Origin of the sequence: Hydrogenophaga sp., assembly GCF_050182545.1 — a bacterium.
Lineage (GTDB): Bacteria > Pseudomonadota > Gammaproteobacteria > Burkholderiales > Burkholderiaceae_C > Hydrogenophaga.
Map to the genome: position 1 here is coordinate 69,603 of NZ_JBFXCD010000006.1, position 21,334 is coordinate 90,936.

Here is a 21,334-nt window from a genome sequence, read left to right on the forward strand (position 1 = left end):
AGGAGCATTCGATGAAGTTGGTACGTTTCCGGCGCGAGGGGCGCGAAGGCTGGGCCGTGCAGGACCCGGCCGGTGGGGCCTGGCACGGCACCACCGAAGACGCCGCCGCCTGGCCCGGTTCGCTGGACGCCGCGATCCGCCAGGGCCGGGCCGCGCTGGACGCTGCGGCCGCCGCGATGCGTGCCCAGCCCGTGGTCGACCTCGCGCAGGTGGCCTTCCTGGCGCCGGTGGCCGAGCCGCGCAAGATCATCTGCGTGGGCCTGAACTACCGCGACCACTCGGAAGAGAGCGGTTTCGAGCAGCCGGCCTACCCCACGCTGTTCTCGCGCTTCAACACCAGCCTGGTGCCGCACGGCGTGCCGCTGGAGCACGCGGGCCTGTCGGATTCGCTCGATTTCGAAGGCGAGCTGGTGGCCGTGATCGGCACCGGTGGTTCCTGCATCCGCCCTGAGGACGCGCTCTCGCACGTGCTGGCCTATTCGGTTTTCAACGACGGCAGCATGCGCGAGTACCAGTTCAAGACGCCGCAGTGGACCATGGGCAAGAACTTCGACCGCACCGGCGCGTTCGGCCCCTGGCTGGTCACCGCCGACGAGCTGCCGCCCGGCGCGAAAGGCCTGCGGCTGGAGACCCGGCTGAACGGCCAGACCGTGCAGTCCGCCAACACCCGCGACATGGTGTTCGACGTCGCCTCGCTCATCGTCACCATCAGCGAAGCCATCACGCTGGAAGCGGGCGACCTGATCGTGGCCGGCACGCCCGCGGGCATCGGCCATGCGCGCGAACCGCGCCTGTACATGCGGCCCGGCGATGTCTGCGAAGTCGAGATCGAGCGCATCGGCCTGCTGCGCAACCGCATCGAGGCGCGCGCCCCGCTGCCCACCCCTCACCCCCCCACCCGCAAAGAGGAGACCACCGCATGAAACTCAACCGCCTGCTGGCCGCCATGGCCATCGCTTCCTTCGCCGCGCTCGGCAGCACCGCCGCGCTCGCGCAGGACTTCAAGGCGCGCAGCGCGCGCTTCGGCCACGGCATGGCCGACGCCCACCCGGCCGGCCAGGCCGCGAAACAGTTTGCCGCCGAGATGGAGAAGGCCAGCGGCGGCAAGATGAAGATCGCCGTGATCGCCAACCAGGCGCTCGGCCCGGACCCGCAGATGCTGGCCGCGCTGCAGGGCGGCGTGCAGGAGTTCTACACCGGCAGCGCGCTGGCCATGCTGGGCCAGGTCAAGGAACTCGGCTTCCAGGACGTGCCCTTTCTTTTCAACTCCGAAGCGGAGGCGCACGCCGTGTTCGACGGCCCGGTGGGCGAGCACCTGAACAAGAAGCTGGCGGCCGTGGGCATCCACGTGCTGGGCTGGTGGGAAAACGGCTTCCGCCACATCACCAATTCGAAGCGCCCGATCAACACGCTGGACGACCTCAAGGGCCTGAAGCTGCGCACCCAGCCCAACCCGCTCACGCTGGACGCGTTCAAGGCCATTGGCGCGAACGCCTCGCCGCTGCCGTGGTCCGAGCTGTTCGTGGCGTTGGAGACCAAGGCCTTCGATGGCCAGGAGAACCCGGTGGTGCTGATGTACACGCAGCGCTTCTATGAAGTGCAGAAGTACATGACGCTCTCGGGCCATGTGTATTCGCCGCTGATCTTCGCGGTGTCGAAGAAGTACTGGGACAGCCTCTCGCCAGCCGAGCAGACGGCCATGAACACCGCCGCGAAGAACGCCACCGCGTTCCAGCGCAAGTCCACCGCGGCCGAAGCCGGCAGCGCGCTGCAGGGCATGAAGGACAAGGGCATGCAGGTCACGCAGTTCTCGCCCGCCGACCTTCAGGCCATCCGCGACCGCGTGCCACCAGCGATTGCGCCGCACCTGGAGAAGATCGGCCCCGAGTTCATGGGCCTGGTGCGCAGCGAGATCGCCAGGGTGCGGGCCGCTGCCAAGTAAGACCGTCTTCCTTTTTCCTATCGCCCTCACACGCCCGGGCCACGTGCCCGGGCGGCCTTGTCATGACGTCTCCCGTTCTTCTGCCGCCCGCCCTGCTCGAGGGCCTGCGCGCCCTGCTCGGTGATCGCCTGTCCACCAGCGCGGCGGTTTGCGACCACCATGGCCGCGACGAATCCATCTTCGCGGCCATGCCGCCCGGTGCGGTGGCGTTTGCCCGCAGCGCCGACGAGGTGGTCGCCACCGTCAACCTGTGCCGTCAACACCGCGTGCCGCTGGTGCCCTATGGCGCAGGGTCCTCACTCGAAGGCCACACGCTGGCCGCGCGGGGCGGCGTCACGCTCAACCTGCAGCAGATGGACCAGATCGTGGCGATCCACGACGAGGACCAGACCGCCACCGTGCAGCCAGGTGTGACGCGCAAGGCGCTCAACGCGGCCCTGCGCGACAAGGGCCTGTTCTTCCCCATCGACCCGGGCGCGGACGCCACCATCGGCGGCATGTGCGCCACGCGCGCCAGCGGCACGAACGCCGTGCGCTACGGCACCATGCGCGAGAACGTGGTCAACCTCACCGCGGTGACGGCCGACGGGCAGCGGGTCAAGACCTCACGGCGCGCGCGCAAAAGCGCCGCTGGCTACGACCTCACGCGCCTGTTCGTCGGTTCCGAAGGCACGCTGGGCGTGGTGGTGGAGGCCACGGTGAAGCTGCACCCGCTGCCCGAGTGCATCTCGGCCGCGGTCTGCGCCTTCCCCGGCATCGACGCGGCCGTGCAGGCGGTGGTGCAGACCATCCAGGTCGGCGTGCCGATCGCACGCTGCGAGTTTGTCGACCGCGTGGCCATCCGCGCGCTCAATGCCCACAGCAAGACCGGCCTGCCCGAGCGGCCGCACCTGTTCTTCGAGTTCCACGGCAGCGAAGCCGGCGTGCGCGAGCAGATCGAGCTGGTGCAGGCGATCGCGGGCGAGCTCGGTGGCGAGCAGTTCAAGTGGGCGCACACGCCCGAGGAGCGCACGCGCCTGTGGGAGGCGCGGCACAACGTCTACTTCGCGGCGCTGCAGCTGCGCCCGGGCTGCCGCAGCGTGGTCACCGACGTCTGCGTGCCGATCTCGCGCCTGGCCGACTGCGTCAACGACACCGCCGCCGACCTGGAACAGTCGGGCCTGATCGCGCCCATGGTGGGCCATGTGGGCGACGGCAACTTTCACGTGCAGATGCTGGTGGACGGCGAGAGCGCGCACGAGATCGAACAGGCCGAGGCGCTCAACGCGCGGCTGGTGGCGCGCGCGCTGGCCCTGGACGGCACCTGCACCGGCGAGCACGGCATCGGCCTGCACAAGCAGGGCTTCCTGCTCGACGAACTGGGCGACGCGCCGGTGGCGCTGATGCGGCAGATCAAGCACGCGCTGGACCCGCACAATCTCATGAACCCCGGCAAGATCTTCGCGTTCTGACATGAAGTCCCTCGTCCACTGGTACTTCAAGGCGCTCGAAGCCGTCATGGTGCTCTGCCTGGCCGCCATGTGCGTCATGGTGTTCGGCAACGTGGTGCTGCGCCACGTGTTCGATTCGGGCATCAACACCTCGGAAGAGCTCTCGCGCTTCCTGTTCATCTGGCTCACCTTCCTGGGCGCCATCGTGGCCATGCGCGAAGGTGGCCACCTGGGCATGGACATGGTGGTGCGCCGCCTCACCGGGACCACGCGCCGCGCGGCCCTGCTGCTGGGGCAACTGCTGGTGCTGGCCTGCTGCGGCGTGCTGCTGTGGGGGCTGATCCTGCAGCACGACATCAACGTCGCCAACATCGGCCTGGTCACCGGCATTTCGCTGGCCATCGTCTATTCGGTGGCCTGGGTGTGCGCCGTCTCCATTGCGCTGCTGGTGCTGGTCAACATCGCGCAGCTGCTGCGCGGTCGCGACCTGGCCGATCCGCGCCTGTCCGACAGCGCCTGAGCAGGCATCGCCATGATCGTCATCGTCTTCGTTCTCTCGCTGCTCGCGGCCATGGCCCTGGGCGTGCCGATCGCCTTCGCGCTGCTGGTCTCCAGCCTGGCCATGATGGCCTGGATGGACATCTTCAACGCGCAGATCGTGGCGCAGAACATGCTCTCGGGCGCGGACAGTTTTCCGCTGATGGCCATTCCGTTCTTCGTGCTGGCCGGTGAACTCATGAACGCCGGCGGCATCTCGCGGCGCATCGTCGGCGTGGCCAGCGCCTGGGTCGGCCACTTCCCCGGCGGGCTGGGCTATGTGGCGATCTTTGCCTGCGTGATCATGGCCTCGCTCTCGGGCTCGGCCATTGCCGACACCGCCGCGGTGGCCGCGCTGCTGGTGCCCATGATGCGCAAGGCCGGCTACGACATGCCGCGCGCCTCGGGGCTGATCGCCTCGGGCGGCATCATCGCGCCCATCATCCCGCCTTCCATCGGCTTCGTGATGTTCGGCGTGGTCGGCAACGTCTCCATCACCAGCCTGTTCATTGCCGGCATCGTGCCCGGCCTGCTGATGGCGCTGGCGCTGGTCGGCACCTGGATGTTCCAGGCGCGGCGCGACCAGATGCCGCGCGGCGAACGCGCGACGATGCGCGAGCGCTGGTCGGCCACGGGCGCAGGCCTGTGGGCGCTGATGCTGCCGGTGCTGATCGTCGGCGGTTTGAAGGGCGGCTACTTCACGCCCACCGAGGCGGCGGTGATGGCGGTCTTCTACGCGCTGTTCGTGGGTTTCGTGGTCTACCGCGAGCTCAGGGTCTCGCAGCTCTACGCGCTGCTGCTCTCGGCCGGCAAGACCTCGGCCGTGGTGATGTTCCTGGTGGCGGCGGCGCAGGTCACGGCCTGGCTGATCGCCGCGGCCAGCATCCCCATGGTGGTGGCCGACCTGCTGCAACCGCTGGTGGACTCGCCCACGCTGCTGCTGCTGGTGGTCATGCTGCTGATCGTGGTGGTGGGCACCACGCTGGACTTCGCGCCCACCATCCTGATCATGGTGCCCGTGCTCATGCCGGTGGTGCGCATGGCCGGCATCGACCCGGTGTACTTTGGCGTGCTGTTCGTCATGAACAACGCCATCGGCCTGATCACGCCGCCCGTGGGCACGGTGCTCAATGTCGTCTGCGGCGTGGCGCGCCAGCGCATGGAGTCGGTCATCCGCGCGGTGCTGCCCTATCTGTTCGCGCAGCTGAGCGTGCTGATGCTGCTCATCCTGTTCCCGCAGATCGTGCTCGCGCCGCTGCGCTTCTTCACCCGCTGAACGCGGGGGCAGGCACGGAACGGTAGACTGCCCGGTGGTGTGGCGCAGCCGCCGCCGCGCCGCCCGCCTGCCCCTGTTTCATGACCACCTCTCCCGCTTCCGCGCCCGCATCCCCTAACCACGCCCTGCTGATCGCCAACCTCGTCGGCCAGCTCGCCTTCGGCCTGCTGGCCATGACCATCTGCATCCCGTCGATGCAGGAGTGGGGCGCGATCTTCGGCTCCAGCCAGGCGGCGGTGCAGCTCACCTTCAGCGGTTTCGTGGTGGCCTATGGTGGCCTGCAGCTGATCTACGGCCCGCTGTCCGATCGGCTCGGGCGCAAGCGCATCCTGCTGCTGGGCCTGGCGCTGGCTGCCGCGGGTTCGGTCTGGGGCGCGCTGGCGGGCGACCTGTTCTCGCTCACGGCCGCGCGCGTGCTGCAGGGCGCGGGCGCGGCGGCCGGCATGGTGATGGGCCGCGCCATGGTGCAGGACCTGTTCGAGGGTCCGGAGCGCACGCGCGTGATGGCCTACATCGGCATGGCCATGGGCGTGTGCCCGCCGCTGGCCACCATCGTGGGTGGCGCATTGCACGTGCGCCTGGGCTGGCAGGCCAACTTCGTGCTGATGGCGCTGCTGGCGCTGGCGCTGTTCGTGGCCGCGTGGCGGGGCCTGCCCGGGCGCACGCCTGCGGCAGTGGGCGAGGCACCGGTGCCCGCACACTGGCTGCGCGCCATGCTCGAGTCCTACGCGCGGCTGGCGCGCGAACCGGGCTTTCTCTGGTATGTGTTCGCGCTCTCCATGACCACCGCCACGTTCTACGCCTTCCTGGCCGGCGCGCCCATCGTGCTGGGCAGCCTGGGCGTGGGGCCGGCCGGCATCGGCTACTACATCATGTTCGTGCCGCTGTCCTACATCGTCGGCAACTACCTCACGTCCCGCCTGGTGCACCGGCTCGGCGATCAGGCGGTGATGTGGCTGGGCCAGGCCAGTTCGCTGTGCGGCATCGGCACCATGCTGGCGCTGGCCATCGCGGGGGTGGACACACCGCTGGCATTCGCCGTGCCGCTGATGCTGCTGGGGCTGGGCAATGGCCTGCTGGTGCCACCCGCGCTCACCGGCACCGTGGGCCTGGTGCCGGCGCTCGCGGGGTCGGCCGCGGCCGTGGCCGGGCTCATGCAGCAACTGCTGGGCGCGGTGGGGGGCTTCGCGGTCGGCCTGGTGCCGCACCACGGGGCGGTCAACCTGGGCTGGCTGATGCTGGCGCTGATGGGCTGTTCGGCGCTGGCGCAGGCCTGCCTGCACCGGGGCCAGCGCAGGCGCGGCCCGGCGCGCCAGGCATAGCCGCTTTCGATCAGGCGTCGAGGATCACCGCGAAGCCGCCGTAGATCAGGCGCTGGCCGTCGAAGGGCATCTGCATGTCCTTCACGCGCGGGTCGTCCATGAACTGCTTCATGCCGGCGTCGCGCGCCTGCTTCGAGGCCCAGGTGATCCACGAGAAGACCACCGTCTCGTCCGGCTTGCGCTGCACGGCCAGGGGGAAGGAGGTCAGCTTGCCTTCGGGCACGTCGTCACCCCAGCACTCGACCACGCTGAGGGCGCCGTTTTTCCTGAAGATCTCCGCCGCCAGGCGGGCGTGTTCGAGGTAGTCCGCCTGCCTGGCGGTGGGCACGGCGGCGACGAAGCCATCGATGTAGTTCATGTGTCTCTCCTGTGGGTTGAAAGGAACGGCGGCCCGCCTGGGCAGGCCTCCTGCTTCCACGACGATCCTGACCACCCGGGATCGACATGACGGCGCGAATCCGTCGTCAGCCCTTGCCCAGCTGTGGCCGGCCGAACAGGCTGGAGGTGTTGCTGATCGGTCCGAGCTCGGCGGCGGCGGCCAGCAGCACCGGGGCGAGTTCGAGCATGCGAGCGGCCGTCAGGCGCGCGCGCGGGCCGGCGATGCTGATCACGCCGATGGTGTCGCCACGGCGCTGCACCGGCGCGGCCATGGCGCTCATGCCGGGGGCGAACACCTCGTCGATCTGCGCGTAGCCGCGCACCCGCGCCGCGTGCAGGAAACCCAGCAGGGCCTTCACCGAGGTTGGTGCCTTGGGGCCGTAGTCCGACGGGGCGCCGAAGCCCTGGCGGGTGACGAGGTCGAGCGCGCGCTCGTCGCTCATGGTCAGCAGCCAGGCGTGGCCGGAAGCGGTGCACGACAGGCGCGCGTCCATGCCCATGTCGGGGTCGTAGCGCAGGCCCTGGTGCTGCCCCTGGGACTTGGCGACCCAGGTCAGGCGGTCACCGTCCACGATGGACAGGCGCACCAGCTCGCCCGAGCGCTGCGCCAGCCGCGCCAGCAGGGGCTCGGCGATGTCGACGATGCCGGCGCTGCTGAGGTAACCCAGCCCCATGGACACGACCTTGGTCGTGAGCACATAGTCGCCCTGCTTGCGCTTCTGGCGCACGTAGCCGCGCCGCTGCAGCTCGGCCAGCAGGCGGTGACAGGCGCTCAGCGGAATGTCGAGTTCCGAGGCCATCAAGGCCAGTGGCAGGCCGTCGGGGTGGGCGGCAAGGTGCTCCAGGAGCGAGAGGCCCCGGTCCAGTGCAAGGCTCATGGCGAAGAGGATTTCATATCAAGGAAGTTGTTTCCAATGTGGAAACTCTTTCCTGTGGCGGTTCAAGAATGGGGCCCAATGCGAGGCCGTCAAGGCTTCCCCAACGACACACGCAGGAGACAACTGTATGCGCAAGCCGCCGGGGCCGGCAACGCTCTACATCCTCAACGGCCCAAACCTGAACCTGCTGGGTCTGCGCGAACCGCACCTGTACGGCAGCACCACGCTGGCGCAGGTCGAGGCGCTGTGCCGCCGCGTGACCGACGAATTCGACATGCGCTGCGAGTTCCGCCAGACCAACCACGAGGGCGTGATGGTGGACTGGGTGCAGGAGGCGCGCGAGAAGGCCGCGGCCGTGATCATCAACCCGGCCGGCCTGTCGTTCCGCTCCATCCCGCTGCTGGACGCGCTCAAGACGCTCTGCCAGCCACTGGCCGAGGTCCACATCACCAACATCCACCGCCGCGAGGAGATCTACCAGAAGTCCCTGGTGTCGCTTGCGGCCACCGGCGTGATCTGCGGCTTCGGGCCCTATGGGTACGAACTGGCGATCCGCGCCGTCATGGAGCGCCTCGCCGCACAGGCGCCAGTGCCCGCCTGAGGGGCGGCCACGCCGTTCGCCACCCGCACCCGTTTTCTTTCCGCCACCAACGTTCCACAGGAGACAAGCACCATGAACTTCACACCCAACCGCCGCCATGCGCTGCAAGCCGGCGCCGCGCTGGCCGCCGCCGCCGCGCTGCCCACCTGGGCCCAGGCCCAGCCCACGCTGCGATTCGCCGCCGTGTTCTCCGACAAGGACATCCGGGCCGAGATGATCAAGATGTTCGCCCAGGACGTGGCGGCCGACTTCAAGGTCGAGCCCTTTCTCAATTCCACGCTGTTCCGCCAGGGCACCGAGCTCGTGGCGCTGCAGCGCGACAACCTGGAGATGGGCAACATCTCGCCGCAGGACATCTCCAAGCAGATCCCGGCCTGGTCGCTGCTGACCTCGGCCTACCTGTTCCGCGACGCCAACCACCTCAACGCCTTCTTCGCCAGCGACCTGGGCGCGCAGATGAAGAAGATGGTGGAAGACCAGCTCAAGGTGAAGATCCTGGGCCCGACCTTCTTCGGCACGCGCCAGGTCGGACTCAAGCCGAAGAAGAAGATCAGCGTGCCGGCCGACCTGGCCGGCGTGAAGCTGCGCATGCCCCCGGGCGACAGCTGGCAGCTGCTGGGCCGCTCGCTCGGCGCCAACCCCACGCCCATGGCCTACGCCGAGACCTACACCGGCCTGCAGACCGGCGCCATCGACGGCCAGGACAACCCGCTGCCCAACGTGCAGAACATGAAGTTCAACGAGGTCATGTCGCAGATCGTGCTGACCTCGCACCTGGTCGGCTACGACCTGCTCACGGTCAACATGAAGACCTGGCAGGGCATGACCGCCGCGCAGCAGAAGAGCTTCCAGGCCGCCGCCGACAAGGCCATCGCCTGGAGCACGGCCGAGCACCTCAAGCGCGAGAAGGAACTGGCCGACGGCTTCAAGGCCCAGGGCCTGGACGTGTACGCGCCCAACGTCAACGCCTTCCGCGAGCACGCGCAGAAGATCTACCTGGCCTCGGACGACGCGAAGAACTGGCCGGCCGGCATGCTCGACAAGATCAACGCGATGAAGTGAGCAGGCCCCAGGACCCGCCATCCATGCTTCGAACGCTGCTTGCCCGCCTGCACCGGGTGGCGGAGGTGATCGCCTCGGGCCTGCTCGCGGTGATCTTCGTCGCCTTCATCATCCAGATCGCCCTGCGCTACGTGTTCAACTGGCCCGTGGGCTGGACGGCCGAGTTGTCGCTGGTGGCCTGGCTGTGGCTGGTGCTCTGGGGTGCGGCCTTCGTGCTGAAGGACGAGGAGGAAATCCGCATCGACTTCGTGCAGGCCTTCTTCGGGCCGCGGGGCAATGCGGTGATCGGCACCGTCGGCGCGCTGGGCCTCATCGTGCTGTTCGGCATGGCGCTGCCCGCGTCCTACGACTATGTGGCCTTCATGAAGGTCGAGAAGAGTTCCTACCTGAACATCCGCTTCGACTGGCTCTATTCCATCTACATCGTGTTCTCGCTCGCCGTGATCGCACGCCAGCTCCGGGCCATCGTGCGCCTGTGGCGCCCCGGGCCGCCCGCCCGGGATCCATCCACCCCCGCGCCGTGAACTTCACCAGCCCCATCTCCCTGGCCCTGGGGGCCATCATCGCGCTCAGCCTGCTGGGGGTGCCGGTCGGCCACGCCATGATCGGCGGCTCCGTGCTGTACCTCTACCTCAAGGGCATGGACATGGGCTCGGCGGCCGAGCAGTTGCTCAACGGCACCTACTCCAGCTTCCTGCTGCTGGCCATTCCGCTGTTCATCCTGGCCGCCACCATCATGAGCAGCGGCAGCATCCTGGACCGCCTGCTGCGGTTCTGCAACGCCATCGTCGGGCGCTTCCCCGGCGGTCTGGCACAGGTCAACGTCTTGCAGAGCATCGTCTTCGCCAGCATGTCGGGCTCGGCACTGGCCGACGCGGCCGGCTCGGGCAAGATGATGCAGGCCATGATGACGCGCGACGGCAAGTACACGCGCGAATTCGCCGCCGCGCTGACCGCCGTCTCCGCCGTCATCGGCCCCATCCTGCCGCCGTCCATCCCGCTGGTGCTCTACGCCCTGGTCTCGGGCACCTCGGTCGGCTACCTGTTCATTGCGGGCGTGCTGCCCGGCTTGCTGATGGGCGCGGTGCAGATGGGCCTGATCTACGTCATGTCCCGGCGCCGCCACTTCCCGGTGGAGGCGCCCGTGCCGCTGCGCGAGTTGCCGCGCATCACGCTGGACGCGCTGCCGGCGCTGATGCTGCCGGTGATCCTGCTGGGCTGCCTCTACAGCGGCGTGACCACGCCCACCGAAGCCGCCGGCCTCGCGGCCGCCTACGCCCTGCTGATCTCGGTGGTGCTGTACCGCAGCCTGGGCTGGGGCGACATCTACCGCTCGCTGATCACCAGCGCGCGCACCAGCATCTCCATCGGCATGCTGATCGCGGGCGCGCTGGTGTTCAACTACGTCATCACCTCCGAGAACATCCCGGCCACGCTGAGCGCCTTCCTGCAGGGCTACGACCTCTCGCCCGTGGCCTTCCTGCTGCTGATCAACCTGATCCTGCTGCTGCTTGGCGCCTTCCTTGAAGGCTCCACCATCATCCTGGTGGTGTTGCCGGTGCTGCTGCCCACGGCCGTCGCGCTGGGCATCGACCCGGTGCACTTCGGCGTGGTGGCGGTGCTCAACATCATGATCGGCCTGGTGACGCCGCCCTACGGCCTGCTGCTGTTCATGATGACCAAGATCGCCGAAGTCTCGCTGCTGGCGCTGGTGCGCGAGACCTTGCCGTTCCTGGCCGTGATGATCGGCGCGCTGGTGCTGGTCACGCTCTGGCCCGATCTGGTGCTGTTCCTGCCGCGGCTGGCGGGCTATTCGGGGTAGCACCCGATCGACCGCGCGTGGCCTCGACGCCGAGGCAGACCGCTGCCGCAACCGCGCCGGTGACCGCGAGCATCGCGGCGGTGTGAACGCCCAGGGCCAGCAGCGCCAGCGACAGGGAGCCCGAAGCGGTGATCTCGCGCACCGCGCCGCTGCCCATGCAGATGGGCACCAGGGCCGGCAACAGCATCAGGCCCGCGCCCTGCGCGGTCGACACACCGAACGACCAGAGCGCCAGCCCGGTGTGCGCGCCCGGGACGGCTCGCGCGGTTGGGCCGGGCCGGCGGCGCACATGCCGCCACAGGTGGAAGGCGATGGCCAGCGCCAGCGCGGCGGTGGCCAGCGCGGGCAACGCGTCGAGGTCGAGCATGCGATTGAAGGCCGCGGACACAGCCACCACGGCGACCACCAGTGCCACCGACGCGGCATGCCCGAGCGCGATCGGCAGCAGCGCGCGCAGCACCTGCGAGTGGTTCCTTGACCGCAGGCCCCAGGCGGCGGCCCAGGGCCAGCCGGTGGCGGGGTTCAGCCCGTGCAGGGCGCCCAGGCCCGCGACCGCCAGCCAGGGCCACGCCGTATTCGACATGCGGGGCTCACCACGCCGGTGCTCAGGCGTGCGCCTGGCAGCAGGCACCGGCCGGGGCAGGGACTGGCGCGGGTTCGTAGCGGTCGTGGTGACGCACCCAGGCCATCGGGTAGGACAGGGCGTCCTCGTCGCGGCCCCGGGGTGTGAGGTCGATCAGGTGGTAGGTGCCCATCATGGCCTCGACGCCGCGCCGGTAGGCCGAATAGGTGTGGAAGACCTCGCCCGCGCCGTTCTTCACGAACACGCTGATGCCGGGCAACTCGTCGATCTCGAAGGGCTGCATGCGGTAGTTGTAGTAGACCTCGCCGCGCGCCTCTTCCTCGGGCGTGAAGCTGACGTGGAAGTCGTGGTTGAAGTCGCTGCCGTGCGAGGACACCCAGCGGAACTTCCAGCCCATGCGCTGGCGAAAGCGCGCGATCTCGACCAGCGGCGCGTGCGAGACGGCGACGAAGGCGATGTCGCGCTGCGCGAGGTGCACCGTCATCCCGTCCGTGTGGTCGGCCATGAACGAGCAGCTCGGGCAACCCTGTTCCCAGCCCGCGCCGAGCATGAAGTGCTGCACGATCAGTTGGCCACGGCCTTCGAACAGATCGGCCAGCGCGCGCGGGCCTTCGGGTGTGTCGAAGGTGTAAGGCTTGTCGATGCGCGTCCAGGGGAGCGCGCGGCGCTCACGGGCGATCTGGTCCTGCAGGCGCAGCAGTTCCTTTTCGCGCGCGAGCAGCGCCTTGCGTTCCTTGAGCCACTGGTCGGGGGACACCACAGCGTGCTGTGGGGGGCTGGTGTGGACGGATGTGTTCATGGTGTGTCGCTCCTTGCGAAGGTGGCGGAGGCGGGCTCAGGCGGTGGCGCGGCCCGCGGCCTTGGGACGGCGCACGGCGCGCAGCTTGCCGCTGCCACCGCCGCCGCACCAGAACAGGTCGGCGCCGTCGGACTCGAGCCCGCTGACGCCCGCGCCCTCGGGCATGACCAGGCGTTCGAGCACCGCGCCGCTCTCGGGGTGGATGCGGCGCAGCTCGCTTTCGTCGCCTTCCCAGGTGCCGTGCCACAGATCGCCATCGACCCAGCTGACGCCGGTGACGAAGCGGTTGGACTCGATGGTGCGCTGGATGGCGCCGGTCTCGGGGTCGATCTGGTGGATCTTTCGTTCGCGGTACTGGCCCACCCACAGGCTGCCTTCGGCCCAGGCCATGCCCGAGTCGTTGCCGTTGCCGGGCGCGGGAATCGATGCCAGTACCTGGCCGGTTGCGGGGTCGATCTTGTCGATGCGCGCCTCGGCGATCTGGTACAGGTGCTTGCCGTCGAAGGCGGTGCCGGCGTCGCCGGCGCGGGCCAGCGTGTGCACGGTCTGGCCGGTATGTGGGTCGATGGCGTCCAGACGCGCGCCCAGGGCCACCCAGACGCGGCTGCCGTCGTGGGTGACGCCGTTCACATTGACGGCGCCTTCGAAGGGGCCGTACTCGCGCACGATCTCGGCGGGGGCGGTGGGGCGGTTGTCTGTCTTGCGCTGGCGTGTGGCTTCTGCGGTGGTCGTCGGCATTGGAGGGCTCCTTGTGGCGCGTGCGGAAATCGGCGCCGTGAAAGCACTCTACGCAAACGGCAGCGCGGCGGGGAGTAACAAAGCTGTCGTGAATCCGGGCAGTGGCGGTGCCAGCCAGCGCCGCGCGCGCGCCTGCCCGATGGCGCGCACGCGGCCGCTGGCCTCCAGCTCGGCCAGCGCGCGCTGCACCGTGCGCTGGCTCGCGCCCAGCGCCAGCGCCAGCGCCGAAGTCGACCAGGCCGCGCCATCGGCCAGCAACGCCTGCAGCGCGGCCTGCTCGCCGGCAATGGGTGGTGCCAGCACCACCACCTCGACCGTGTCGTGCGGCATCAGAAAAAAACCCCGCGCCGTGGCCTCGACGCGCGCCAGCGGTTTCACCAGCGCGCGCAGGCGGCCGATCTCCACCCGCAGGCGCGCGCGGTGGGTCTCGTCCGGGCGGCGGGTGCGAAACACGTTCGCGATCAGATCCTCGCGCTCCACGTCGGCGGGCCAGGCCTCGGCCAGTGCGAGCAGCAGCGCGAACAGCACCGGCCGCCGCGCCAGTGGCTGCCAGTCGGCGCCCGCGCTCAGGCCGCGCCGGCAGGCGTCCACCACCAGCGCGTCCGACGCCAGCAGCGCCTCGACCTCGTCCAGCCGCAGGGTCTGATCGGTGCCATCGGGTCTTCGTCGCCGTGCGGCGGGCTGCTCGAGCGCGGCCCGGGCTTCGGCCACTTCGGCCAGCAGCGCCGGCACGCCCGCGCGCAGGGCGGCCGCGTGCGCGCGCTGCAGCGCCGCGCGCGCCGGGCCGGTGCGCAGCGAGCGCAAGGCCAGTTCGGCTGCGCCCAGCTCCGCCAGCGCGGCCAGCGAAGGCGGCATGCCGTGGCCCGCGTCGATGCCCGCCAGCGCCGTGGCGGCTTCGCTTAATCGACCGAGCAGCAGCAGGCGGCGCAGCGCAATCAGGCGCGCATGCTGCGCGTTGGCGTGGTCCGCGTGCGCTTCCAGCGTGGTCGCGGCGGCCAGCAACGCGCGCGGCGAACCGCCCACGTCGCGCAGGGCCAGCGCGACCTCGGCCTCGGCGACGACGCAGCGCGCGCGGAACACCGCCTCGTGCGCGCCAAAGCCACGCGCCGCGCGCCGCAGCAGCTCGCGCGCCCGCGGGTGCTCGCCAAGCTGCGCCATCGCGATGCCACGCAGGGCCAGCGCCGGCGGGTCTTCGCGCAGGGCGACGTGCTTGAGCGCACCGAGCGCGTCACCGGCCGCGAGGGCGCGCGCGGAGGCAGCGATCAGGGAATCCATGGGAGGGGTCGGGCGCGGGCCGTTGCGGGCATGGGGGTCACTGTAGCGTTTGCCGGTTTTCTGGATGCCCCGGTGGACGCGACGGACATGTCGGCCCCGTAAACTCCGGCCCATGTCACTCAAGATCGCCGTTTATTCCAAGTCCGCCTGCCCGCAATGCGAGTCGGCCAAGATGCTGCTCAAGTCCCGCTCGCTGGACTTCGAGGAAATCCGGATCGACGACGAGGCCGAACGCCTCGCGTTCTACGAAAAGTGCGGCCCGTCCGTGCGGCAGATGCCGCAGATCTTCATCAACGACCAGCGCGTGGGCGGCCTGGCGGGCCTGCAGGCGGCGCTGGCGCAGATGGGGCGGTGACGGCGTCGCAGCAGTAGGTTCATCCCGTCGCGCGGATCGACTCCACCGTCCCCGCATAGCGCGCCAGGCCCTGCAGCAGCACTTGAGCTGCTTCAGGGCCGATCTCCTTCAGCAGCTCCCGTTCGGCTTTCTTCACGGCCTGGCCGAAGGCCGTGAGCCATTCGCGTCCCGCGTCGGTGAAGTGCACCGTGCGGGCGCGTTTGTCGCTGGGGTCGACCTCGCGCACCACCAGGCCCAGCGCTTCGCACTGGTCGATCAGCTCGGTCATGGCGGCGTTGGTCATGCGCGCGCGGCGCGCCAGCTCGGTGATGCGCGTGCCGCCCAGGTCGAGGTGGCGCGTGAGGTTGACGTGCGAGAGCCGCGTTTCGGCGTGGCCGGCGCTGGCCATGAGTTCGAGCACGCGCGACTCGAAACGGGTCACGGCGTCGCCCAGCACGCGGCCGGCATTGGCCAGGCGCCAGGCGTCCGGGGCGGGTCGGCGGGGTTGTCGGATTCCGGTTCCCATGCGTACAATGATTTTGCTTAGGTTGCCTAACTAAATCGGAGACAAGGACGATGACGCTGGAGCAGGCGCAGGCCGAGGGCCGGGATCTGGTGGTGGACGTGCTGGTTGCGGGTGCCGGGCCCTGTGGCCTGATGTTGGCCAACGAACTCGGTCTGCGCAATGTAGCCTGCCTGGTGGTGGACCCGAAGGCCACGACGGCTTTCAACCCGCAGGCCAATGCGACGCAGGCGCGCACCATGGAGCACTTCCGCCGCATCGGCATCGCGCAACAGGTGCGCGCGCTCGGCCTGCCGGGCGACCACCCGACCGACATCGCCTATTTCACCCGCTTTGCCCGGCACGAGCTGGCACGCCTGCGCCTGCCCACCGCCGCGCAGGCGACCGAGCGGATCAAGACGATGTCCGGCTCGTGGAGCGCGGCCGAGTTGCCGCACCGGGTGTCGCAGAAGTACGTGGAGGCGGTGCTGCGCGAGCACGCCGAGCAGCGCACGGGCCGGCGCATCGGCTTTGGCTGGCGTCTGGAGACGTTCGAAGAACGGGGTGACGGCGTGCTGGCGCAGGTGGTGCCGGTCGCAGGCGGTACGCCGGTGCCGGTGCGTGCACGCTATCTCGTGGGTGCGGACGGTGCGCGCAGCGGCGTGCGTGCCGCGCTGGGCATTGAGATGGTGGGTGCATCCGGCCTGCAGCGGCAGTTCATGGGCGGCCGGATGTTCGCGATCTACCTGCGCGCGCCGGCGTTCTACCAGCGATTCCCGCACGACATCGCGTGGATGTATGTGTCGGTCAACCACGAGCGCCGCGTCTTCATGGCCTCGGTGGACGGCCGGGGCGAGTTTGCCTTCCACGCCGCCGTGCACCCGCATGAAACGCCCGAGGACTGGACGCAAGACGACGCGCGACGCATCTTCGCGCAGGCCAGCGGCATGGACATCGACATCGAGATCCTGTCCACCGGCATCTGGATCGCGGGCCACTCGCTGGTGGCCGAGCGCTACCAGCGCGGGCGGGTGTTCATCGCGGGCGACGCGGCCCACCTGTTCACGCCCACCGGCGGCCTGGGCTACAACACCGCGGTGGGTGACGCGGTGAACCTGGGCTGGAAGCTCGCCGCCGTGGTCAAGGGCCAGGCCCACCCGGCGCTGCTGGACAGCTACGAACAGGAGCGCCGCCCGATCGGGCAGCGCAACACGGCGTATGCGCGCGAGTTCGCCGATTCGGTCGGGCTGTTCGAGGCAACGCCGGCGCTGGAAGCCGATGGCGCCGCGGGCGAGGCCCTGCGCGCGCAGGCCGGCGAGGTGCTGGGCGCGCACGTGCGGCGCGAGTTCAACATCCCCGGCGTGACCTTCGGCGAGCGCTGCGACGCCTCACCGCTCGTGTTCAGCGACCCGGCGAACGTGCCACCCGACCAGGCCAACGAATACGTGCCTTCCACCCAGCCGGGCGGACGCCTGCCCCACCGCTGGCTGGCGGGCGAGCGCTCGCTGTACGACCTGCTGGGGTTCGAGTGGACCGTGCTTGTGCCCATGGGTCGCGAGCCCGTTGCCCGGCTGCTGGTGGATGCCGGCACTACGGTCGGGCTCGACGTGAAGTCGTTGACACTGGACCCGGCCGAAGTGGGCAACCTGCTGGACCAGGGCCTGCTGCTGGTGCGGCCGGATCAGGTGATCGCGTGGCGGGGCACGGACACGCGAGATGCGACCGGCATCTGGGCGCGCGTGGCGCTCAGTCGGCCTTGATGCCGCGCTCCCGGATGAGCGCGCCATAGCGTTTGCTGTCCTCGGCCATCAAGGCAGCGAACGCTTCCGCCGTGAGTGGTGAGGGCTCCGCGGACAGCATCTCGATCTGTGCCTTCACCGAAGGAGTGGACAGGATGCGATTGATTTCGGCGTTGAGCCGTTCCACCACAGCGGCGGGCGTGCCAGCGGGTGCATAGAAACCGTGTGTCTGACCGGCATCGAAACCCTTGAGACCCACCTCGCTCAGCGTGGGCACGTCCGGGAACGCGGGCGAGCGCTGCAGGCCGGCCACCGCGAGCAGGCGCAGTTTGCCGCTGCGCACGTGGGCCAGGCTGATGCCGGGGTCGAACAGGAAGTCCACCTGCCCGGCGAGCAGGTCCTGCAGCGCGGGTGTGGATCCGCGGTAGGGCACGTGCAGCGCGTATACGCCGGCCTGGCTCTTGAGCATCTCGCCCGCCAGGTGCAGGCCGGTAGCGTTGCCGGCCGAGGCGTAGCTGAGCTTTCCAGGGTTGGCTTTCAGATGCGCGAGAAACTCCCGGGCGGTCTTGGCCGGCAAATCGGCCCGGACCACCAGGAAGAGCGTGATACGGGCCACCGCCGCGACCGGCACGAGGTCCTTGTCGCTGTCGTACGGCATCGACGCGTAGATGAACGGGTTGGTGGTGATGGCGCTTCCCGCCGTCATCAGCAGTGTGTGACCATCGGAGGGTGACTTGGCCACCGCTTCGGCGCCGATCATGCCGCTGGCACCCGCGCGGTTCTCGACGATGACGGGCTGGCCCAGCGCCTGCTGCAACGGCTGCGAGACCGCCCGCGCGAGCACGTCGGGTGAGCTTCCGGGCGGGAAGTTCACGATCACGCGCACCGGTTTGCTTGGCCAACCCGTGACCTGGGCCGTTGCAGCACCTGGGAGGATAAGCGCTGCACAGGCGCAGGCCAGCAGAGTGCGGCGGATCGATGAGTGGGCGGGCAGTTGATTCATCTGGGAGTCTCCTTTATGCGTCGATGGGAAGGCCGGTGAAGTTCTCGGAAAACTGCAGACGGCCCGCGTGCGTGCCCGTCATGTACTCGAGGTCGGCGCGCTGCAGACGCCGGATGAACGAACTGTCTCGCGCGAAGCTGTGCACCATCGTGCAGAGGCCGGCGGAGAAGCGTTGCACCAACCACATGCGCTTCACGCAGGTCCGCGAATACCGATCCAGCAGGTCGTCCATGCCCCGCCGGTAGTGCCGTTCGAATGCGCGGGCCAGCACCATCACGTCGGCCATGGCGGAGTTCAGGCCCTTGGCACCCGTGGGCGGCACGATGTGCGCGGCATCCCCCGCAAGGAACAGGCGCCCATGCTGCATGGGTTCGAACAGGAAGCTGCGCATGGCGGTCACGCCCTTCTGCGTGATGCGGCCTTCCTGGATGGGAGGCATGCCTGGCACGTCGAGTCGCTTGTGCAGTTCCGACCAGATCCGGTCGTCGGACCAGTTGTCGGGGTTTTCGTCGGGCGCGCACTGCAGGTACAGGCGGGTGATGGTGGGCGTGCGGATGCTCATCATCGCGAAGCCATCCTCGTGGCAGCCCCACACCACTTCGTTGGTCGCCGGTGGTGCCTCGGCCAGGATGCCCAGCCAGCCGAAGGGGTAGATGCGGTCGTGCACTTGCCCTTCGCTGGCCGGAATGGCCTGGCGGCTGATCCCGCGAAAGCCGTCGCAGCCCACGACAAAGTCGCAATGCAGCTCGCCCGCGACACTGTCCTTCTCGAAGCGGATCACGGGTTTCGGCCCGGTGCTGCCCTCGATCGCGGTCACCGGCGTCTCGAACAGCATCTGCGCCCCCGCCGCGGTGCGCGCGGTCATGAGGTCTTTCACAACCTCGTGCTGCGGATACACCCAGGCGCTGCGGCCGTTCGTGGCCTCGTGGAAGTTGATCGGGTGCGACTCACCGCCGAACCGGAAATCGATGCTGTGCTGCTCCAGGCCGAGCTGGTCGATGCGTTCGCCCAGGCCCAGCGAGCGCATCATTTCCACCGTGCCCTGTTCCAGCACACCGGCCCGCAGCCGGTTCTGCACGTGTTCCTGCGCCGAGCGCTCGATGATCACGGATTCGATGCCCTCCAGATGCAGCATGTGCGAGAGCATGAGACCGGCGGGGCCCGCGCCGATGATGCCGACCTGGGTGCGCATCAGACGGTCTCCTCGAGCGTGATCAGGCCCATGCCGGTCGTCATGGGCGCGTAGTAGTTGCGGTGCATCCGCGTCAGGTCGTTCGAGAGCGCACCGCGCATCACCAGCCACATGATCAGTTCGATGCCTTCCACGCCGAAGCGCTCCATCAGCGTCTGGTGCGTGAGGCCGGTCAGGCTTTCGGGGTCGCTCTCGATGCGGTCGAGGAAATCCAGGTCGTTGTCGCGCTGCATGTCACCGAAGTGTTTGCCGGTGAGCTGGTGCGACATGCCGCCGGTGCCGATGATGGCCACGCGCAGGTCGCGTTCCTCGTAGCTCTCCACCGCGCGGCGGATCGCCTGGCCCAGACGATAGCAACGGCGCGCCGTGGGCAGCGGGTGCTGCAGCACGTTCACCGCGATCGGCACCGAGGCCACGGGCCAGGTGTCGTTGTGGTCGAAGCACAGGTGCATGGGCACAAGAAACCCATGCTCCACGGCCATCTTCTGGCAGACGGTGATGTCGAACTCGTCGTACACCAGCGAGCGGCACAGGTGCTGCGAGAAGGCGAGATCGCCCGGAATGGCCGGCAGCGGCCGCGTGCCGAAACCCTCGTCGGCAATCGCATACCGATCGGCGCAGCCGATGGCGAAGGTCGGGTACTTGTCGAAGAAGAAGTCGGCGCCGTGGTCGTTGTAGACCATGATGGCCACGTCGGGCTTGATCTCGTTGAGCCATTCGCGCACCGGCACGTAGGCGTCGAACAGGGGCTTCCAGGCGGGGGTCTGGGTGCGGCCGCGGTCGTAGGCGCCGCCGATGGAAGGAACGTGGGAGGTGCCGATGCCGGCGATGATCTTGCCCATCACACGGCTCCACTGTCGTTGCGGGTGGCCAGGAATTGCTCGTGGGTTTCGCCACGCATGCGTGCACCCATCCGATATAGGCCGTTTCCAGTGACAACGCCGAGCTTGAGCAGGAAGTAGATGTTGCCGCCGGCGGCGAGCAGGCCACCGAAGTCCCGCTCACGCACCAGTTGCCTCTCCGCTTCCATCAGACCGAAGCGATCCATGAAGGCCTCTTCGTCGGCCTTGCAGGCCTCGCGGTTGATCGGATCGGAGAGGGCGTTGCACATCGTGTTGATGCGCAGACCGCGCCAGGACATGTTGAGGTCGAACACGTCCGAGTCGAAAATTTTCAAGCCCTGCGAGGGCAGTTGTTGCGTCATTCAAAGGCTCCAGGGTGGGACACTGAAAGTCAGTCTAGGAGCGGATGCCGTAGTTCTTCTATACAACTACCTTGTCTTCGCTTGCCAATGGAAAGGTGCGCGTTCACACTGGCCGCTTTCAATTTTTCGGTCCTTCGCCATGTCATTCGCCGAACCTGCCACCGTCGACGATCTGCTGAACTACCGACTCAGCCGCCTGCTGTCGAGCAGTGGCGCGCTCGTGACACGGATCTGCGAAGGGCGCTATGGCATCACCCGGCGTGAATGGCGCCTGATCTGCATACTGGTCGATCATGGGGCGATGTCACCCTCACAACTGGCCGAGCGCGCACACCTTGAACGACCGCGCGTCTCGCGTCACGTGTCGGATCTCGTGACCAAGAAGCTGTTCGCGCGCATAGGTGATCCAGACGACCGGCGCCGTGCCCGGGTGGACATCACCGCGCGCGGGCGTGCGCTGCACACGGAGTTCTTTCCCCAGTCGGTCCAGCTCAACAATCTTGTGCTGGCCACGCTGACCCCCAGAGAGCTTGAAGCGTTTGATCTCGCACTCACCAAGCTGACGGGTGCGGCGGACGACTTGATCAGGTCCAGGCCGCTGGTGGAGAAGGCGGATCGACGCCATGGTGGTCGCAGGCGCGGTTCCGTGGGGCGGATGGATGACCTACCGAGACTGGGCGGTTGAAGCTGGTTGGAGTGGACCGATGAGCGGTTGAA

At 68.7% G+C, this 21,334-nt stretch carries 24 protein-coding genes; 13 read left to right on the forward strand and 11 right to left on the reverse strand.

Going from position 1 to position 21,334, the window contains the following annotated elements; genetic code table 11:
- Positions 1 to 11 precede the first annotated feature (11 nt).
- The 6 genes from AB7P10_RS08450 to AB7P10_RS08475 all read left to right on the forward strand — a co-directional run bounded on the left by AB7P10_RS08450 (position 12) and on the right by AB7P10_RS08475 (position 6,507).
- Positions 12 to 923, forward strand: a complete 912-nt coding sequence (locus AB7P10_RS08450; RefSeq protein WP_428293402.1) for a fumarylacetoacetate hydrolase family protein — start codon at positions 12 to 14, stop codon at positions 921 to 923.
- On the forward strand, positions 920 to 1,942 hold the full coding sequence (locus AB7P10_RS08455; RefSeq protein WP_428293403.1) for a TRAP transporter substrate-binding protein: 1,023 nt from the start codon (positions 920 to 922) through the stop codon (positions 1,940 to 1,942). The genes AB7P10_RS08450 and AB7P10_RS08455 overlap by 4 nt, the downstream gene beginning before the upstream one ends.
- Positions 1,943 to 2,004: 62 nt before the next feature.
- Positions 2,005 to 3,393, forward strand: coding sequence for an FAD-binding oxidoreductase (locus tag AB7P10_RS08460; RefSeq protein ID WP_428293404.1), 1,389 nt, complete (start codon positions 2,005 to 2,007; stop codon positions 3,391 to 3,393).
- A 1-nt stretch (position 3,394) separates the two neighbouring features.
- Complete coding sequence (locus AB7P10_RS08465; RefSeq protein ID WP_428293405.1) at positions 3,395 to 3,892, forward strand: TRAP transporter small permease; 498 nt, start codon at positions 3,395 to 3,397, stop codon at positions 3,890 to 3,892.
- 12 nt (positions 3,893 to 3,904) lie between these two features.
- A complete protein-coding gene (locus AB7P10_RS08470; protein ID WP_428293406.1) occupies positions 3,905 to 5,185 on the forward strand; it encodes a TRAP transporter large permease subunit in 1,281 nt (426 codons plus the stop codon).
- Positions 5,186 to 5,265: 80 nt separating this feature from the next.
- A complete protein-coding gene (locus AB7P10_RS08475; protein WP_428293407.1) occupies positions 5,266 to 6,507 on the forward strand; it encodes an MFS transporter in 1,242 nt (413 codons plus the stop codon).
- A gap of 10 nt (positions 6,508 to 6,517) precedes the next feature.
- Here AB7P10_RS08475 and AB7P10_RS08480 read toward each other — a convergent pair whose 3' ends face one another.
- A complete protein-coding gene (locus tag AB7P10_RS08480; protein ID WP_428293408.1) occupies positions 6,518 to 6,865 on the reverse strand; it encodes a DUF1428 domain-containing protein in 348 nt (115 codons plus the stop codon).
- A 106-nt stretch (positions 6,866 to 6,971) separates the two neighbouring features.
- The gene (locus AB7P10_RS08485; protein ID WP_428293409.1) at positions 6,972 to 7,763 is read right to left on the reverse strand and encodes an IclR family transcriptional regulator; all 792 of its coding nucleotides are present in this window, start codon (positions 7,761 to 7,763) and stop codon (positions 6,972 to 6,974) included.
- A 127-nt stretch (positions 7,764 to 7,890) separates the two neighbouring features.
- On the opposite strand from AB7P10_RS08485, the gene AB7P10_RS08490 reads away from it, so the two are divergent.
- The 4 genes from AB7P10_RS08490 to AB7P10_RS08505 all read left to right on the forward strand — a co-directional run bounded on the left by AB7P10_RS08490 (position 7,891) and on the right by AB7P10_RS08505 (position 11,248).
- Positions 7,891 to 8,364, forward strand: coding sequence for a type II 3-dehydroquinate dehydratase (locus tag AB7P10_RS08490; protein ID WP_428293410.1), 474 nt, complete (start codon positions 7,891 to 7,893; stop codon positions 8,362 to 8,364).
- 72 nt (positions 8,365 to 8,436) lie between these two features.
- Entirely contained in the window at positions 8,437 to 9,426 is a 990-nt protein-coding gene (gene dctP, locus AB7P10_RS08495) for a TRAP transporter substrate-binding protein DctP (RefSeq protein ID WP_428293411.1), read from the forward strand.
- Between the two features lie 23 nt (positions 9,427 to 9,449).
- Positions 9,450 to 9,950 carry a TRAP transporter small permease gene (locus AB7P10_RS08500; protein ID WP_428293412.1) on the forward strand — a complete coding sequence of 167 codons (501 nt, stop codon included), beginning with the start codon at positions 9,450 to 9,452 and terminating at the stop codon, positions 9,948 to 9,950.
- Positions 9,947 to 11,248 carry a TRAP transporter large permease gene (locus AB7P10_RS08505; RefSeq protein ID WP_428293413.1) on the forward strand — a complete coding sequence of 434 codons (1,302 nt, stop codon included), beginning with the start codon at positions 9,947 to 9,949 and terminating at the stop codon, positions 11,246 to 11,248. The genes AB7P10_RS08500 and AB7P10_RS08505 overlap by 4 nt, the downstream gene beginning before the upstream one ends.
- Here the strand turns inward: AB7P10_RS08505 and AB7P10_RS08510 are convergent.
- The 4 genes from AB7P10_RS08510 to AB7P10_RS08525 are packed head-to-tail and all read right to left on the reverse strand — an operon-like array spanning position 11,190 to position 14,643.
- On the reverse strand, positions 11,190 to 11,831 hold the full coding sequence (locus tag AB7P10_RS08510) for a hypothetical protein (RefSeq protein WP_428293414.1): 642 nt from the start codon (positions 11,829 to 11,831) through the stop codon (positions 11,190 to 11,192). The genes AB7P10_RS08505 and AB7P10_RS08510 overlap by 59 nt on opposite strands.
- A 22-nt stretch (positions 11,832 to 11,853) precedes the next feature.
- A complete protein-coding gene (locus AB7P10_RS08515; protein ID WP_428293415.1) occupies positions 11,854 to 12,630 on the reverse strand; it encodes a DUF899 domain-containing protein in 777 nt (258 codons plus the stop codon).
- A 36-nt stretch (positions 12,631 to 12,666) separates the two neighbouring features.
- A complete protein-coding gene (locus tag AB7P10_RS08520) occupies positions 12,667 to 13,368 on the reverse strand; it encodes a hypothetical protein (protein ID WP_428293416.1) in 702 nt (233 codons plus the stop codon).
- Between the two features lie 48 nt (positions 13,369 to 13,416).
- Positions 13,417 to 14,643, reverse strand: coding sequence for a helix-turn-helix domain-containing protein (locus AB7P10_RS08525; protein WP_428293417.1), 1,227 nt, complete (start codon positions 14,641 to 14,643; stop codon positions 13,417 to 13,419).
- A gap of 112 nt (positions 14,644 to 14,755) precedes the next feature.
- On the opposite strand from AB7P10_RS08525, the gene AB7P10_RS08530 reads away from it, so the two are divergent.
- Positions 14,756 to 14,998: a glutaredoxin family protein gene (locus tag AB7P10_RS08530; protein WP_428293418.1), complete on the forward strand. Its 243-nt coding sequence runs from the start codon at positions 14,756 to 14,758 to the stop codon at positions 14,996 to 14,998.
- Between the two features lie 19 nt (positions 14,999 to 15,017).
- Here AB7P10_RS08530 and AB7P10_RS08535 read toward each other — a convergent pair whose 3' ends face one another.
- Positions 15,018 to 15,503 carry a MarR family winged helix-turn-helix transcriptional regulator gene (locus AB7P10_RS08535; RefSeq protein WP_428293419.1) on the reverse strand — a complete coding sequence of 162 codons (486 nt, stop codon included), beginning with the start codon at positions 15,501 to 15,503 and terminating at the stop codon, positions 15,018 to 15,020.
- A gap of 50 nt (positions 15,504 to 15,553) precedes the next feature.
- On the opposite strand from AB7P10_RS08535, the gene AB7P10_RS08540 reads away from it, so the two are divergent.
- Positions 15,554 to 17,239 (forward strand): FAD-dependent oxidoreductase, encoded by a 1,686-nt coding sequence (locus tag AB7P10_RS08540; protein ID WP_428293420.1) that lies wholly within the window; start codon positions 15,554 to 15,556, stop codon positions 17,237 to 17,239.
- On the opposite strand, the gene AB7P10_RS08545 is transcribed toward AB7P10_RS08540, so the two are convergent.
- From AB7P10_RS08545 to AB7P10_RS08560, 4 genes are read right to left on the reverse strand one after another with little or no spacing between them, the layout of a single operon-like run.
- Positions 17,226 to 18,221 carry a Bug family tripartite tricarboxylate transporter substrate binding protein gene (locus AB7P10_RS08545; protein WP_428293421.1) on the reverse strand — a complete coding sequence of 332 codons (996 nt, stop codon included), beginning with the start codon at positions 18,219 to 18,221 and terminating at the stop codon, positions 17,226 to 17,228. The genes AB7P10_RS08540 and AB7P10_RS08545 overlap by 14 nt on opposite strands.
- A 13-nt stretch (positions 18,222 to 18,234) precedes the next feature.
- Entirely contained in the window at positions 18,235 to 19,413 is a 1,179-nt protein-coding gene (locus tag AB7P10_RS08550; RefSeq protein ID WP_428293422.1) for a 4-hydroxybenzoate 3-monooxygenase, read from the reverse strand.
- Complete coding sequence (locus AB7P10_RS08555; protein ID WP_428293423.1) at positions 19,413 to 20,255, reverse strand: class III extradiol dioxygenase family protein; 843 nt, start codon at positions 20,253 to 20,255, stop codon at positions 19,413 to 19,415. The genes AB7P10_RS08550 and AB7P10_RS08555 overlap by 1 nt, the downstream gene beginning before the upstream one ends.
- Complete coding sequence (locus AB7P10_RS08560) at positions 20,255 to 20,617, reverse strand: hypothetical protein (RefSeq protein WP_428293424.1); 363 nt, start codon at positions 20,615 to 20,617, stop codon at positions 20,255 to 20,257. Before AB7P10_RS08560 ends, AB7P10_RS08555 begins: the two co-directional genes overlap by 1 nt.
- Positions 20,618 to 20,756: 139 nt before the next feature.
- Between AB7P10_RS08560 and AB7P10_RS08565 the strand changes: the two genes are divergently transcribed.
- Entirely contained in the window at positions 20,757 to 21,302 is a 546-nt protein-coding gene (locus AB7P10_RS08565) for a MarR family winged helix-turn-helix transcriptional regulator (RefSeq protein ID WP_428293425.1), read from the forward strand.
- Positions 21,303 to 21,334: the final 32 nt, after the last annotated feature.